The sequence below is a fragment of the Pseudofrankia asymbiotica genome (assembly GCF_001983105.1).
GTDB classification, from domain to species: Bacteria; Actinomycetota; Actinomycetes; order Frankiales; family Frankiaceae; genus Pseudofrankia; species Pseudofrankia asymbiotica.
In genome coordinates, this window is the sequence record NZ_MOMC01000025.1 from 13,901 (window position 1) to 28,081 (window position 14,181).

The following is a 14,181-nucleotide window of genomic DNA, read 5'->3' on the forward strand; positions in this document are numbered from 1 at the left end:
ACGGCATCGGCCCCAGGCATGGACGCGGGCACGGGCACGGACCCGGGCGAGGCGGGGCCGGCGTCGGCGTCGGCGTCGGCGGTGACCATGACGCAGGCGCTCAACCAGGCGCTGCGGGACGCGATGGCGGCGGACGAACGGGTGCTGGTGCTCGGCGAGGACGTGGGCCGCCTCGGCGGGGTCTTCCGCGTCACCGACGGGCTGCTCGCCGCCTTCGGCGAGCGGCGCTGCCTCGACACGCCGCTGGCGGAGGCCGGGATCGTCGGGTTCGCGGTGGGCCTGGCGATGTACGGCCTGCGGCCGGTCGTGGAACTGCAGTTCGACGCGTTCGCCTATCCGGCGTTCGAGCAGGTGGTCAGCCATGTGGCGAAGCTCGGCGCGCGGACCGCGGGCCGCCTCCGGCCGGCCATGGTGCTGCGCATCCCCTACGGGGGCGGAGTCGGCGCGGTGGAGCACCACTCGGACAGCTCGGAGGCGTACTACGCGCACACGGCGGGCCTGAAGGTCGTCACCCCGGYGACCGTCGCGGACGCCTACTCCCTGCTCCGGGACGCGATCGACGATCCCGACCCGGTGGTGTTCCTGGAGCCGAAACGGCTCTACTGGAACCGGTCGCCGGTGGAGCTGCCCGTGCGCGCCGAACCGCTGGGCCGGGCGGCGCTGCGCCGGGCCGGGCGGGACGTGACGGTGGTGACGTACGGGGCGACCGTCCCGGTCGCGCTGGAGGCCGCCGAGGCCGCCGCCGGGTACGGCTGGGATGTCGAGGTCGTCGACCTGCGCTCGATCGTGCCGTTCGACGACGACACGGTCGTCGCCAGCGTGCGGCGCACCGGCCGCTGCGTGGTCCTGCACGAGGCCCAGGGGTTCGCCGGGGTCGGCGCGGAGATCGCGGCGMGCGTCCAGGAGCGCTGCTTCCACTCGCTYGCGGCGCCGGTCCTGCGGGTCACCGGGTGGGACGTCCCGTACCCCGCRCCAAAGCTGGAACGCCACCACCAGCCGGGTGTCGCGCGCGTCCTGGCCGCGTTCGAGCGCCTGCAGTGGGACGACGAGCCGGACACCCGCTGGCTCGACCCGCCGGGGAGTCGGACGTCATGACCGGTACACGTGAGGCAGCCACCGCGGTCCCCACCGCCCGCGCGGGCGGCACCGGTGGCGCGAGCGGAGGCGGAGGCGGGGGCGGGGGCGGGGGCGGAGTCGGAGGCCGAGTCGCCGAGTTCGCCGTCCCCGACCTCGGTGAGGGGCTGACGGACGCCGTCGTGGTGCGGTGGCTCGTCGAGGTCGGGGACCAGGTCGAGGTCGACCAGCCCCTCGTCGAGGTGGAGTCGGCGAAGGCGCTCGTCGAGGTGCCCTGTCCCTACGCCGGGATCATCGAGGCCCGCCACGGCCACGCCGGCGACGTCCTTCCCGTCGGCTCTCCTCTCGTACGGGTCCGGGAGCGGACTGTCCCCGTCCCCGACCGGCCCACGCGGCCGGCACTCCCGCGGGTCCCGGATCCGATGCACCCGCCGGTCACGGGCCCGCCGCGGGCGATGGGTGAGACTCCGCGCCGGGCTCCGGCGGTGGCCGCGCCGGCACTCGTCGGCTTCGGCCCCGCCCCGACGGAACCCGCCCCGGCCAGGCGACCGAGGCCGCCGACGGCGCCCAGCGCGACCAGCGCGACCAGCGCGACCACCGCGACCACCGCGACCACCGCGACCACCGCGACCACCGCGCCGAGGGTCATCTCGCCGGTGGTTCGGCGGCTCGCCCAGGCCGCGGGCCTCGATCTGGCCGCGGTGCCCGCCACCGGCGCCGGCGGCGTCGTCCGCCGGGCCGACGTCGAACGGCTGCTGCCCGCGCCCGGCCGCGCCCAGAGCGATCCCCCGGAGTCCCGCGAGCCGTCCGCCGCGCCCGCGGTCCGCCGGATCCCCCTGGCGTCCCGGCGGGCGGTCGTCGAGCGGATGGTGCGCAGCCGCCGGGAGATCCCGGAGGCGACGGCCTGGCGCGACGTGGACTTCACCGGTCTCCTCGCGGCCCATGACGCGATCAACGCCCGGAGCCCGGAGCGGCCGGTGAGCGTGCTGGGCCTGCTGGCCAGGATCTGCGTCGCGGGGCTCGCGCGGCATCCCGAACTCAACGCCACCGTGGACACCGAGCGGGGCGAGATCGTCCGGTATCCGTCGGTCAACCTGGGATTCGCGGTCAACGGCGCCGGGGGCCTCGTCGTCCCCGTGGTCAGGAACGCCGACGCGCTGACGGCGCCGGGGCTGTCCGAACGGCTCCGTGAGCTGACCTCCCGGGCCCGTGACCGCTCGCTGACGCCAGCCGAGCTCACCGGCGGCACGTTCACCATCAACAACCACGGCGCCCTCGGCACGGACGGCGCCGTCCCGATCATCAACCATCCGGAGGTCGCGCAGCTCGCGGTGGGCCGGATCGCCGAGCGGCCGTGGGTCGTCGACGGCGAGATCCGCCCGCGGCGCGTGGCTCAGCTCACCGTCGCCTTCGACCACCGCGCCTGCGACGGCGCACCGGTCGCCGGCTTCATCACGTTCCTGGCCCGCTGCGTCGAGCAGCCGCTCCTCATGATCGCCGAGCTGTAGGAAAGAACGAAGGACGAGGTACCGAAGATGGGCGCGCGAACCGGCAAGGAGTTCCTCGAGGGGCTGCTGGACGACCGCGAGGTCTGGCTGGACGGCCAAAGAGTCACCGACGTGACCACRCATCCGCGGACCGCCGGCGCCGCCAGGAGCCTCGCCGGCCTGTTCGACCTGCAGCACGAGCGGCCCGACCGCTACCTGGCCGTGGAGCCGGAGAGCGGCGAGACGGTCGCGGTCACGCACCTGATCCCCCGTTCGGCCGCGGACCTGGCCCGCCGGCACGACGCGATCGCCGGCATCGCGCGGCGCACGCTGGGGCTCATGGGCCGCAGCCCCGACTACCTCAACGTCACGCTCGCCGGCTTCACCGGGCGTCCGGACGTGTGGAGCCGCGGCGGCAACGACGAGGGCACCGCCAACCTGATCGCCTACCACCACCAGGTGATGAACGACGACCTGGCGCTGACCCACGCGATCGTCAACCCGACCGTCGACCGGTCGCTGCCGGAGACCGCCGCCGGCGACGGCGAGGTCGTCGTGCACAAGGTGGCCGACACCTCGGAGGGGATCGTTGTGCGCGGCGCCCGGGCGCTGGCGACGCTCGCGCCGTTCGCCGACGAGATCTTCGTCTACCCCGGCTATCCACTGGCCGAGGGCGACGAGCGCTACGCCGTGATCTTCGCCATCCCGATGTCGACCCCCGGCCTGAAGGTGCTCTGCCGGGACAGCTACTCCTCGCCGGCGCCGGCGGCCGACGCCCCCCTGTCGAGCCGGTTCGACGAGCAGGACGCCGTCATCGTCTTCGACGACGTGGAGGTGCCGCGCCACCGCGTCTTCCTCGACGGCGACGTGGACCTGTACAACCGCGTGATGCAGCGGTCCGRCTGGACCGCGAACGTCATGCAGCAGACGACGATCCGGGCCGTCTCGAAGCTTCAGTTCGCCTGGGAGCTCGCGACCAGGATGGCCGAGGCGGTGAACAACACCAGCCCCGCGGCCGTCGAGATGCTCGGCGAGATCTGGAGCTACCTGGAGCTGACCCGGTCGGCGCTGACCGCCGCGGAGGCCGGCGCCCACGAGTGGGGGGCGGGAACGTGGTTCTGCGCCGAGCCCCCGTTCGCGGCCCTGCGCCCCACCCTGCCACGCTGGTTCCCGCGGGTGACCGAGATCATCAAGCTGCTGGGCAGCCACAGCCTGCTGGCCACCCCGACCCGGGCCGAGCTGGCGAACCCGCTGCTGCGCCCGCTGCTGGAGCGCTACTACCAGGGCGCGAACGGCCTGCCCGCCGACGAGCGGACGGCGTTGTTCCGGCTGGCCTGGGACTTCGTCGGCACCAGCCTCGCCGGCCGCTCCGACCTGTACGAACGGTTCTACCTCGGCTCGCCGGGCCGTTTCCTGCAGCTCGCCCAGCGCCAGGCGGCCCGCGACGCCGACTTCTCCCTGGTCGCCTCGGTCCTTTCCTGACCTGGCCGCGGCGAGCGCCACCCCGGGTTCTGCCTGCGACCCGGCGTAGGCGAGCGGTCGCGGCGGCATGATCTGATGGGATTTTCGCCGCTCTGGCTCTGAAAATTCCACCAGATCATGAGGAAACGGCGCCACCGGGAATCCGGACAGGACGACAGCTCGCGGTCTTCTGTCAGACGCCTGTTTTCGCCGCGTTCATCCGACGGACGGCGCCCGGTCGGCGGGACCGGCCGTGCGAGGCCTGGAACCGAGCTTTGTCGGGCAGCCGTCAGCGATCGGAGAGAACGGTGATTGACAGGTGTCGGCGGCCTGGGAGGAGGATCGGGGCATCGATTCCACGCAGAGAGATCCCCGATGAACACGTCAGTTGTGCTGCCGGTCGCCGGCGGCGTCGTCGTCCTGGCGGTGATCGCGCTGGCTGTGTGGGCGGTGCTCGCCCACAACCGGCTCGTCCGGCTCCGGACGCAGGTCCAGTCGTCGTGGGCGCAGATCGACGTCCAGCTCCGGCGGCGCCAGTCGCTGGTCCCCAACCTGGTCGACACGGTGAAGGCGTATGCCGCCCACGAGCGCGCCGCCCTCGACGCGGTCGTCGCGGCCCGGTCGGGCGCGATGGCGGCGGCGAGCCCCGGGCAGCGCGGCGCGGCCGAAGGAATGCTCTCCGAGGCGATCGGCCGGCTTTTCGCGGTCGCCGAGGCATATCCCGATCTGAAGGCCAGCCAGAACTTCCTCGCGCTGCAGGGTGAACTCGGCGAAACCGAGAACAAGATTGCCTATGCGCGGCAGTTCTACAACAGCGCCGTCCAGTCACTCAACGCGGCCGTCCAGTCCATCCCGACGAACATCGTCGCGGGCGCGGGCGGTTTTCACCAGGAGCCGTTCTTCGAGGCGGCGCAGGCCGAGCGCGCGGACGTCCGCGTCCGGTTCTGATGGGCTTCGAGCTGGGCCTCGCGGTCCCCGCGGTCGTCGGCTGGTTCGCCCTGTTCGGGGCATGCCTGCTGGTGACCAGACCGCGCCAGGTGACGCCCGCCGCGCCGACGCAGGACCTCGGCGGCGACGAGCCGCCGGCCGTCGTGAGCCTGCTCGCGAACGGCTGGCGGCACACCGGCGCCGCCGCCCGCTCGACCCTGCTCGACCTCGCCGCCCGCCGCCTCGTCGAGCTGCGCCAGCCCGGTGGCGACCCACGCCAGACGACGGTCCACCTGCCCCGGCGGGACGGGGACGGCGGCGCCAGCCTCACGGGCTACGAGCGACGCGTTCTCGACCGGGTGCGGGGCCTCGCCACCGGCGACGTGGTCCCGCTGACCGCGCTCACCTTCCGCGACTCCGGCCAGGCGAAGGCCTGGTCCCGGCGGCTGAAGGCCGAGGTCATCGCCGACGCCCGCCGGCGCGGGCTGACCCGCCGCCGGTTCACCCGCCAGATCAGGACCGTGCTGATGGTGGCCGCGGCGGTGGCGACGCTCGCGGTGCTCGTCGCGACGCTGCACTACGACCACCGCGCGCATCCCCACGACAACCCGGCCGCCCCGGTGGCGATCATGACCTTCCTGGTGCTGGCCGGGATCGCCAGCGTGCCCCTGGGCGAGCGGGACACCCCGGCGGGCCGGGCGGCGGCGGCCCGCTGGCTGGGGCTGCGGGAGTTCCTGCGCGGCGACGAGGCGTTCACCGAGCTCCCGCCGGCCGCGGTCGCGGTCTGGGACCGCTACCTGTCCTACGGCAGCGCCCTCGGCGTGACCCGCGTCTGCGACGAGGCCATCGACCTGGGGATGGGCGACCGCACCCTGGTGTGGTCGTCGTTCGGCGGCGGCTGGCACCAGGTGCGGGTGCGGTATCCGAGCCTGTGGGGCCGGTACGGCATGAAGCCGCTCCCGCTGGCCGTCTGGGCCGCCTGCTGCCTCGTCGCCGGCGTCGCCGTGCTGAACTACCGCGGCCGGGTCGGCGGCGGCGGGGCCGGCCAGGTCCACGACCTGCTCTGGCTCGTCAGCCTGCTGCTCGGTCTCTACCTGGCGATGCGGGGGGTGTACCGGCTGTTCCGCGTCGCCGTGGACGTGTCCTCGCCGGTGACCGTGACCGGCGAGGTGCTGTGGGACGAGCCCTGGCGGTCGAACTCCAGCGGGGACGACGGCGACAGCGTGCCCTGGCTGTACTACCTGGCCGTCGACGACGGCGGCACGGACGGCTCCGGGTATCCCGGCACGACCGCCTGGGGCGCGCCCAGGGAGCTGTGGGACCGCTACCACGTGGGCGACGTCGTGCGCCTGACCGCCCGGCCGTGGACCCGCCGGGTGCTGGAGATCACCGTCGTCGAGCGTGGCCGGGCCCGTGAGCTGCTCGAGTCGACGTCCGGCGACTCGACCGAACAGCTCGTCGCCGACGCGATGGGAGTCCCGCGAGCCGGCAGGAGGCGGGCCGAGACCGGTGGCAAGGGCGTGCCGGCCGCCGGCGGGCTACTGACCGTGGAGGAGGTCAGCCGCGCCGTGGGCAGGCAGGTGACAGCACTCGCCTCGCCGGTCCCCACACCGATGCCGGCGTCGATCCAGCTCTTCGAGGCGGACGGCCGCCAGGCGGCCGCGGTCGTCGTCAGCACGGGACTGGCCGGCCGGCTCGCGCTGCGCTCCCGCCGGGGCGGCACACCGCTCGCGGGCATCGGCGACGAGGCCTACCTGGGTGACCGGTGGGCCGTCGCCCGCACCGGGGACCGCGTGGTGAGCGTACGAATCGAGAGCCGGGTTGGCCCGGCCCACCCCGACAGCCTGCCCTGGCTCCTGTCGACCGCGGTGAGCCGCCTGCCGCGCGACCAGCCCCGCCGCGGCATCCCCAGCTCTTCCGCGTCGTAGTGAGCTGTTGGCACCGCCGCCCCCGAGCCGCGGCGGTGCCAACAGCGGCGCGCCTCCCGCTCGCGGCCTGCGCGGGAAGCACGCTGCCAGGTTGGACGCCGGGCATGGCGGGCGCGTTGCTCCGTCTTCGGCCGAATCCGCGACGAGTTTCCGGCCGGACAGGTCCCAGCCAGTCGGTCTGCCTGCCGGGCGGCCTGCCGGGCGCACGGCACGGCCGCACTCGGAATTCGATACTCGGGCCGGCCGCGGGCGGGCGGGCGGTTCAGCGCTGGCTGCCGCCCAGTTGAAGGCCGATGACACCGAGGATGATGAGCCCGAGGCAGCTGGCCTTGAGGACGCTCATCTCCTCCTTGAAGGCCAGCACACCGATCATGGCGACGATCGCGGTGCCGGCACCGGACCAGATCGCGTACGCGACCGCGAGCGAGATCGTCCGCAGCGCCCGGGAGAGCAGATAGAACGACACCGGGTAGCAGGTCGCGACCAGCAGGGTGGGCCAGAGCCTGGTGAAGCCGTTGGACTGGCGCAGCGCGGTCGTCGCCACGATCTCCAGCACGATGGCCAGGGCGAGCTGCACAGCCGCGGTCACTATCCGACCCTAGCCCGCGAAACCGCTGGCCGCGGGCCTGATCCGGCCATGTCACGCGGCGTTCAGCCGACGTCCTCGCGACCGCGCGGACGCGGTCGCGAGGGGCCCCGGGACGGTTACCAGGGGCGACCGCCGGGCCCTCCTGGCTGGCCGAACAGGCCGCCGAGGGCACCGCCCAGGCCGCCCTGCAGGTGGCCGGGCTGGCCGGGGCCGTGCGGGTTGCCCTGGCCGCCGAGCCGGTTGCCGGCGAAGCCGCCCTGGCCCATGCCGAACAGGCCGGCCGGACCATTGCCGGACAGCGCCTGGTACGGCGGCAGCAGCTCACTCGGCTGGATGATCGCGTAGCCGTCGCCGGCGAACGACATCTGCCAGCTCTCGCCCGTGTTGCCGCGCGGCTTCCACGCCGACGAGGACGTCACGGCGGCCTCCATCGAGACCTGCAGGCCGCTCGACCAGCCGACGACCGCGTCCGCGTCCGCGAAGTAGTAGTTCTGCGGGGTGACCCGCATGACCAGCGGCGCGCCAGTGGTGCAGAGCGCGATCTTGCCAGAGCCGGTCAGCTCGACCTGGTAGCTGCCGACGCCCGCGATGCCGACGTCGCTCTGGATCCGGACGATGTTCCAGTTCAGGCTCATGTCGAAGGCGAGTACGTTGCGCCCGTCGATGGTCAGCCCGTCGCGGCCGTCCAGGTCGAGCAGGAAGATGTCCTGCGCCTGGTAGGCGAGGAAGACGCTGCCCGCGCCGGAGACCTTCATCAGGTGCAGGCTCTCGCCGTCGCCGAAGAGGTGGCTGAAGTGCCCGGCCCAGCCTTCCCACTGCCCGTCGAACTGGGCGCCGCCCTGGTAGGCGACCATCGAGCCGGCGCGGGCGAAGAACTCCCGCATCCCCTGGGCGCCGAGCGTGGCCTTGAGCATCTTGCCGTTCTGCAGCGTGAACCGCTCGGTGCTGGCCACCTCGGGGTTGTCCAGCAGCGGGCTGCGGATCCCGGCGCTCGGGTTGCCGCCCGGCATGCCGCCCATCCCGGGCGGCGGGGGCGGCATGCCGGGTGGCATGCCGCCGGGCGGGGGCGGCATGCCCGGAGGCATCCCGCCGGGCTGCGGCGGGTAGCCGCCGGGCGGGGGTGGGAAGCCGCCTCCGGGGGGAGGCGGGTAGCCACCGCCAGGAGGCGGGGGCGGAAAGCCACCGGGCTGGGGCGGGTAGCCCCCTCCGGGGGGAGGCGGGTAGCCGTGGCCGGGCGGCGGCGGTGGGTAGCTCATGACGTCGTCCTTCCAGCCACGACGGGACCAGCGGCGGACCTGCTGACGGTGGGCGGCGTGGTCAGCCCTGGACCGAGTGGCATGGTCAGCCCCGGACCGAGAAGTGCGGGMGCTCGTCCTCGCTCGGCTGCACGATGACGAAGCCCTGGCCGTGGAAGCCGAGCTGGAACGACTCACCCGAGCCGCGGCCGAACATGCTGCCGAAACCGGCGGTGCGCCGCTTCTCGATGCTCAGGCCCTCGGTGTAGGCGACCAGCGCGTCGGTGTCGACGAAGGTCGGCGCCTCGCGGGTGTCGAGCATGATCGGGTTGCCCTTGGAGACCATCGCGACCCAGCCGGCGCCCTGGGTGTTGTTGCGGATGACCACGTTGAACATGCCCATGCCCGAGAGCATGGTCACGCCCTTCACCCGCTCGATCCCCCACTGCAGGCTGGCGTCGAACGCGAGGATGTTCTTGCCGTTGACCGACACGGCCTCACCGGGGGTGAGCTGCAGGACGATGACGTCCTTGCCGTAGTCGGCGAGGTAGAGYAGGCCCTGGCCGCGCGCGGTCATCAGCGGCACGCCCTCGCCGGTGGCCCAGCTGGACGCCAGCCGGCGCACCTCCGGCGGCTGCGGGTCGAACTCGATCAGGCCCTCGTAGCCGATCATCGAGCCGGACCGKGCGAACAGGTCGAAGCCCGGCCACATGACCACCTTGGCGATCTTCGACCCGTGCTTGCTCATCCGGTCCATGACCGGGGTCGGGCCGTAGTGCTGAATCAGCTGTCCCTGCACCGCGGGCTCCTCGTCTGCGTCTGCGCCGCCAGAGTCGCCTCTGGCCAGGTACGGGCCGTGGTCATCCGCGGGCTCACACCTCGTACGGCTGGACGACGACGAAGTGGCCGCCGCCCATCCCCTGGAACTGCAGGTTGTGGGACTCGCCGCTGGCCGTGTGGTAGACCTGCCGCGAGATCCGGACCTGCGACGACACGCTGACGCGCATACCGACGGTCCAGGCGACCAGCGCGTTGATGTCCGCGAACGTCGGCCCCTGGACGGGCAGCGTCATCGGCGTGCCCTTCGTCATCACGACGATGGTCCCCGGCCCGGACATCTCGAAGTGGAAGATGCCGCCGCCCGGGATGCCGGCGCTCTCGATGCGCTTGACCTCGTTGGTGATGGTCGCGTCGAACGCCAGCACGTTCTTGGTGTTGACGCACAGCTTCTGGCCGGGGCCGAGCTCGACGATGTGCAGGTCGGAGGCGTCCTGGGCGAGGAAGACCTCGCCCTGGCCCTTGCAGGTCATGAGCTTCAGGCCCTGGCCGGTGAGCTTCTCCTCGAGCATCCCGCGCAGGCCACGGCTCTTGTAGTCGAAGTCGATGTTGCCCTGGTAGGCGACCATCGAGCCGCGCAGCGCCAGCGCGTCCTCGCCGAGGCGGACCTTGACCAGCTTGCTGTTCTGCGCCACCCACCGGCCCTGCGCCTGGTTCTCGGCGTACGGGGTGAGGCTCGCCATCGCGCCCGGCGGCACCGGCTGCGCCTGCGACGGCGGCGGCTCCTTGTACAGGTTCACCAGCGGCGACGCGGCGCCCGCCGCCGCTGCCGCGGCGGGTGGCTGGCCGTAGCCCGGCGCCTGTGGCGTGGCGGGCGCCGGCGGACGTGCGGCCGGTGCGCCGGGAGGCGGCGCGAAGCCGCCCGCCGGAGCGGGCGGCGGGGCGAACCCACCGGCCGGCGGCGGGGGCGGGGCGAAGCCGCCCGCCGCGGGCGCGGGCGGCGGCGCGGGCGCCGGATCCTCGACCTCGCCGCCGAAGGAGCGGATGAGCTCCGCGAGCCCGCCGGCGAAGCCCTGCCCGTTCGCGGTGACCCGCCAGACGCCCTTGCGGTAAACGTCGCCGATCATGACGGCGCGCTCCGAGGTGAAGTCGGCCCCGGTGAACGGGTACCGCATCACCTCCTGGCCGCCGACGACGATCCGGAAGTAGCCGGAGGTGATCTGGCTGGCGCTGCCGGCACCATCGAGCGCCGCGCAGAACGACAGCTTGTGGATCGAGGGCGGCACGGCGTCGAGGGTGAGCCGGAACGACTCGGTGTCGCCCGACTGGGCACCGAGCTGCTGGATCGAACCCTCCGGCGACTTCGGCTGGTTGAAGAAGATGAAGAACCGGTCGTCGGAGAGCCGGTCGTTCGCGTCCAGGCCGAAGCAGGAGATGTCCCAGCTGGTGCCCGGAGCGTTGACCTGGATCCCGATGTACAGGTCAGTGCCCTGCGTGATCGCGGACAGCTGGCTCTTCTGTCCCCGACCGAACTGCGTGACCACGCTGTTCCTCCCGCCCCGCCCTACGATCCCCGACCGCGATCCCGGCCGGCCCGGCCCAGGCCCCGACGCTGATCCGGCGCCGCGGCCACCGGGTGCCGACACCGCCGCTGTGACCAGCCCCATGGTCGCACCACCGGCGGGTACCCGATGTGGACCGGACTGACCGGAACCTAACAGTCCACAGCCAAGGTCATCTCATCACCCGGTGCCACCGTGGTGTCAACCGGCGGACAGCGCGGGACAGGACACGCACGTCGGGGGATGTGGGGCCTTGCTAGGACGGTCGTTCCACGTCGCCTAGCGGCATCCTGGGGCGCGAGACCTCGCCATCGTCCTGCCCCTCCGGGCCGGGGTCCTCCGAGCCGCCAGCACCGCCAACGCCAACACGATCAGAACCGGTCGGTGCCGCGCCGTTCGGTGCCGCGCCGTTCGGGCTCGCGGCGTCCGGGGTGTCGACGCCGGGCGCGGATGGCCCGTCGTCCGCGAACGGCAGCGGACGCGGCTGGAAGGCCGACGCGGCGGCGAACACCGCGTCCGGCTCAGCCAGCCCAGCCGGTTGCGCCACCAGCTCGGTGCCTCGGCGCCGGCCGCGCGGCCAGGGTGCCGGCAGCCACAGCGACAGCGCGAGTACCAGCAGCGCCGTCAACGGCAGCACCAGGTACAGGCCGGTCGAGCGCACCCGCATGTCGACCAGGCTTATGACGTAGCTGCCCGCGTTCGGCGGCAGCTGGTCCAGCACGCCCGGCGAGCGGACCAGGTGGCCGATCCAACCAGCGAGCAGGGAGCCAGCGAACCCACCGGCCGTGAGTCCCACGGGCACCGGCCAGCCGGCGTCGGCCGCCCGGAGACGGGCGAGCACCCCGGCGGCGATGCCGGCGCCGAGGCAGATGAACCCGAACGTCGCGTCGATGTCGGCCTGCGTGGTGAACGCGTTCTCGCTGCCGCTGATGCTGGCCGCGACGTCCAGGTGCGGCGCGGCGGCCGCCCACAGCAGACCCAGCAGCGGCCCGGCGGCGGCGAGCGCGAGCAGGCAGACAATCCCGGCGCGCACCCCGGGACGCCGGTACAGCCGGACGAACCACCCGGCGAGGCCGGCGAGGACGGACCCGATCTGCTGGTTCACGCGGTCCCTGCCCGGCGGAGCGCCCCGGCCGCGGCCACCAGGGTGGCGAGCGCGACGAGGGCGCACACTCCCAGGTCGAGGGCGACGACGCCCCAGCGCACTCCGGGCAGGAACGTCTCGGTCAGCGCGTCGACGGCGTAGCTGCTCGGCAGCACGTCGCGCACGAGCCAGCCGACGCCGGGCAGGCGGTCGGCTGGGATGATCCCGAGGAAGAGCACGACGCTCATCCCGAGCTGGCCGGCGACGGTGGCGAGCTCGGGGCGCGGGGCGAGCAACCCGACGGCCGCGCCGATGCCGGCGAGGCTCGCGCCGGCGAGCAGTGCCACCGGCGCGAGGATCCACAGCCCGGACAGCGGAAGATCGAACAGCAGGGCGCCGGTGACGGCGGTGACGACGACGCCGGGGACGGCGAACGTCGCGTAGGAGGCGGCCGTGCCGAGCACGACGGCGGTGCCGGGCACCGGCAGTGTCAGGTAGTAGTCGAGCGCTCCGGCGGCGCGCAGCGCGCCGAACCGCTGCGCGAGCAGGTTCAACGCGACGAAAGCGACGACGAGCACGGTGCATCCGGCGACGACCTGGGCGCAGGTGGCCACGTCGGAGATGCTCACGACGCCGCGCAACAGCAACAGGATCCCCACCGACTGCAGGGTGGCGACGAACATCAACGGCATGCGGGCGACCTTGCCGCGCGAGAGCTGCCCCCGGTAGACGGCGGCGAAGGCCGCCAGGAACGGCGTACGTCGCGGAATCACGGGGACGGCCGGCGCGACGCCGCCGCGCGCGCCGCCCGCGGCGGTGGCCGCTCGCGCGGCTTCCAGCCGGTCGGCTGGGCCGGGCGGGGAGGTCTGGGGGCCGCCGGCCGCGGGAATGTCGCCGGGGGCGACGGGTGCGACGGTCACCGGGGCACCAGCCCTGGCCGGGGGTCGCGCGCGCGGATGGGAGTCATGTGCGCTCCAGGTCGCGGGAGGTGCCGCCGAGCGACAGGTAGACGTCTTCCAGGGACGGCGTCGCCAGGCTGAAGTCGTCGAGGGCGGCGAACGCCGGGCCGGTGGTGAGTAGTGCGAGCGCCTCGCGGGCCCGCTCCGGGGACATCCGGACCGTCCAGCGCCGGCCCGCGCGGGTCGCCTCGGCCCCGAGCCAGCGCACGGTCGGGTCGTCGTCCGGCGGGTCCTGGCGCCAGGCCAGTTCCAGGCGCACGTCCGAGTCGACGAGGGCCTTCAGGCGGCCGGGGGTGTCGCAGGCGATCACCCGGCCGGCGTCGAGCACCGCCACCCGGTCGAGCACCGTCTCCGCCTCCAGCACGTTGTGGGTGATGAGGACCACCGTCACACCGGCCTCGTCGCGACGCCGCCGCAGCGCGGTCCAGACCGCCCGCCGGCTGCGCGGGTCGAGCCCGGTCGTCGGCTCATCCAACACCAGCACCGGCCGGGAGCCGACCAGTGCCGTCGCGACGCAGGCCAGCCGGCGCTGGCCGCCGGAGATCTTCCCGAGCGGCCGGTCGGCGACGTCCGCGAGCCCGAGCTCGTCGAGCACGGCGTCCCGCTCGACCCTCGCCGCGGCCTTCGTCAGACCGCGCATCCGGCCGGTGGTCTCGACCGCGGTGGCGACCGGCAGGTCGGCCAGCGCCAGATCGCTCTGGCCGAGATAGGCGGCGAGCCGCGCCGGCAGGTCAGGCCGGGCGACGACGTCGTGCCCGAACAGCTCGATACTGCCTTCGTCCGGCCGCAGCAGCCCCATCAGCAGCCGCACCAGCGTCGTCTTCCCCGCGCCGTTCGGCCCGAGAATCCCGAACACCTCGCCAGCGGGGACGTCGAGGTCAATGCGGTCGTTGGCGACCACAAAGGTGTCCCCTGCCCGGTGCCGACGGGTCAGGCCCCGGACGGCGAAGCTACGCACCCGACCATTGTCCCGTACGCCAGGCGTTGTCCGTACGGCCGCACTGTCCGGAACGTCACTCACCCGGCCGCGCTCGGTGCGCGCGCGAGGCCGCGCGACCGCGGACAGGGCGAACGTCACACTCTTCGAACGTCACGACA

The 14,181-nt window shown here is 73.6% G+C and carries 12 protein-coding genes; 5 read left to right on the forward strand and 7 right to left on the reverse strand.

Features of this window, described 5'->3' with window-relative positions; translation table 11 throughout:
* Nucleotides 1-18 precede the first annotated feature (18 nt).
* From BL253_RS13495 to BL253_RS13515, 5 genes are all read left to right on the forward strand, one after another.
* Nucleotides 19-1,095 (forward strand): alpha-ketoacid dehydrogenase subunit beta, encoded by a 1,077-nt coding sequence (locus BL253_RS13495; RefSeq protein WP_081438286.1) that lies wholly within the window; start codon nucleotides 19-21, stop codon nucleotides 1,093-1,095.
* Nucleotides 1,092-2,582: a dihydrolipoamide acetyltransferase family protein gene (locus BL253_RS13500; protein ID WP_076816900.1), complete on the forward strand. Its 1,491-nt coding sequence runs from the start codon at nucleotides 1,092-1,094 to the stop codon at nucleotides 2,580-2,582. Before BL253_RS13495 ends, BL253_RS13500 begins: the two co-directional genes overlap by 4 nt.
* Before the next feature lie 27 nt (nucleotides 2,583-2,609).
* Nucleotides 2,610-4,043: a 4-hydroxyphenylacetate 3-hydroxylase family protein gene (locus BL253_RS13505; protein ID WP_076816902.1), complete on the forward strand. Its 1,434-nt coding sequence runs from the start codon at nucleotides 2,610-2,612 to the stop codon at nucleotides 4,041-4,043.
* A gap of 354 nt (nucleotides 4,044-4,397) precedes the next feature.
* Nucleotides 4,398-4,970, forward strand: coding sequence for a LemA family protein (locus BL253_RS13510; RefSeq protein ID WP_076816904.1), 573 nt, complete (start codon nucleotides 4,398-4,400; stop codon nucleotides 4,968-4,970).
* The gene (locus BL253_RS13515; RefSeq protein ID WP_076816906.1) at nucleotides 4,970-6,877 is read left to right on the forward strand and encodes a DUF2207 family protein; all 1,908 of its coding nucleotides are present in this window, start codon (nucleotides 4,970-4,972) and stop codon (nucleotides 6,875-6,877) included. The genes BL253_RS13510 and BL253_RS13515 overlap by 1 nt, the downstream gene beginning before the upstream one ends.
* 262 nt (nucleotides 6,878-7,139) lie before the next feature.
* On the opposite strand, the gene BL253_RS13520 is transcribed toward BL253_RS13515, so the two are convergent.
* The 7 genes from BL253_RS13520 to BL253_RS13550 form a co-directional block, all read right to left on the reverse strand.
* Complete coding sequence (locus BL253_RS13520; RefSeq protein WP_076816907.1) at nucleotides 7,140-7,466, reverse strand: DMT family transporter; 327 nt, start codon at nucleotides 7,464-7,466, stop codon at nucleotides 7,140-7,142.
* A gap of 116 nt (nucleotides 7,467-7,582) precedes the next feature.
* A complete protein-coding gene (locus BL253_RS13525) occupies nucleotides 7,583-8,722 on the reverse strand; it encodes an AIM24 family protein (RefSeq protein ID WP_076816909.1) in 1,140 nt (379 codons plus the stop codon).
* Between the two features lie 85 nt (nucleotides 8,723-8,807).
* Entirely contained in the window at nucleotides 8,808-9,500 is a 693-nt protein-coding gene (locus BL253_RS13530) for an AIM24 family protein (RefSeq protein ID WP_076816911.1), read from the reverse strand.
* Between the two features lie 73 nt (nucleotides 9,501-9,573).
* A complete protein-coding gene (locus BL253_RS13535) occupies nucleotides 9,574-11,022 on the reverse strand; it encodes a TerD family protein (protein ID WP_076816913.1) in 1,449 nt (482 codons plus the stop codon).
* 274 nt (nucleotides 11,023-11,296) lie between these two features.
* Entirely contained in the window at nucleotides 11,297-12,145 is an 849-nt protein-coding gene (locus BL253_RS13540) for a hypothetical protein (RefSeq protein WP_241834761.1), read from the reverse strand.
* On the reverse strand, nucleotides 12,142-13,044 hold the full coding sequence (locus tag BL253_RS13545; RefSeq protein ID WP_076816915.1) for an ABC transporter permease: 903 nt from the start codon (nucleotides 13,042-13,044) through the stop codon (nucleotides 12,142-12,144). Before BL253_RS13545 ends, BL253_RS13540 begins: the two co-directional genes overlap by 4 nt.
* 43 nt (nucleotides 13,045-13,087) lie before the next feature.
* Nucleotides 13,088-14,041, reverse strand: a complete 954-nt coding sequence (locus tag BL253_RS13550; protein ID WP_076816916.1) for an ABC transporter ATP-binding protein — start codon at nucleotides 14,039-14,041, stop codon at nucleotides 13,088-13,090.
* Nucleotides 14,042-14,181: the final 140 nt, after the last annotated feature.

Excerpts from the sequence above, each read along its gene's own strand:
- BL253_RS13500 (WP_076816900.1), top strand. The coding sequence starts at position 1,092 with ATGACCGGTACACGTGAGGCAGCCACCGCGGTCCCCACCGCCCGCGCG.
- BL253_RS13510 (WP_076816904.1), top strand. The coding sequence starts at position 4,398 with ATGAACACGTCAGTTGTGCTGCCGGTCGCCGGCGGCGTCGTCGTCCTG.
- BL253_RS13515 (WP_076816906.1), top strand. The coding sequence starts at position 4,970 with ATGGGCTTCGAGCTGGGCCTCGCGGTCCCCGCGGTCGTCGGCTGGTTC.
- BL253_RS13525 (WP_076816909.1), bottom strand. The coding sequence starts at position 8,722 with ATGAGCTACCCACCGCCGCCGCCCGGCCACGGCTACCCGCCTCCCCCC.